The sequence below is a fragment of the Lentimicrobium sp. L6 genome (assembly GCF_013166655.1).
In the GTDB taxonomy this organism is placed as follows: Bacteria; Bacteroidota; Bacteroidia; order Bacteroidales; family UBA12170; genus UBA12170.
The window spans coordinates 1-725 of record NZ_JABKCA010000185.1; the positions used below are offsets into that span (position 1 = coordinate 1).

At 38.1% G+C, this 725-nt stretch carries 2 protein-coding genes; both read right to left on the minus strand.

Annotated elements, in window-relative coordinates:
• On the minus strand, positions 1-286 hold a 286-nt coding region (locus HNS38_RS20130; RefSeq protein ID WP_172284904.1), incomplete at its 3' end, for a chemotaxis protein CheD.
• A gap of 55 nt (positions 287-341) precedes the next feature.
• A partial coding sequence (locus tag HNS38_RS20135) for a response regulator (protein ID WP_172347014.1) occupies positions 342-725 on the minus strand: 384 nt, incomplete at its 5' end.

Below are 725 nucleotides of genomic sequence, written 5' to 3' on the forward strand. Positions count from 1 at the left end.
TCAACACATTTGCTCCACCAACAAGACAAATTTCAATGTTCTGTTTTGATGAACCCAGTTTGCTCAATTCACTCAATAAATTTGTGATGGCGTTTTCGGCATATTTGTTTTCATCTTCTTTGTTGTCTTTTGGCGATTTACCGGGTAACATTACATGAGCCATTCCACCAATTTTTGTAGATATATCGTAGGCAACAACCGCCACACAAGAACCCAATGGCGTCGAGCGAATAAATCCATCTCCTGAGCCCGTAGCAAGGCATCCGGTTGCGACTAGTTTTTCCATTGTTGAGAATTATTGCTTTTGTCCCTCTTATTTGTATCCTTTTGTGGTTCAAATCTCATTTGCCGAAATACTTTTGTATTAATGTCTTTAGTTCAGCTTTATTAATTGGTTTTGAAATATAATCGTTGCATCCCGCTTCTATTGCTTTTTCCTTGTCACCCGATAAACCAAAGGCTGTTTGGGCAATGATGATTCCATCGCTGTTAAATTTTCGAATTTCGTGGGTGGCATCATAGCCGTTCATGCCGGGCATTTTGATGTCCATGAGTATGAGATCCGTTTCAGGATTCTCCCGGCATTTATCAATGGTTTCATGTCCGGTTTTTGTGTAAATGATTTTGTTAAAAGTGTTTTTAAAGATGGTGTTAAAAAACATTGCACTAATTTCATCATCCTCAGCAATAATTACCGATAAATTACTTAAAGATACTTGCGGTTC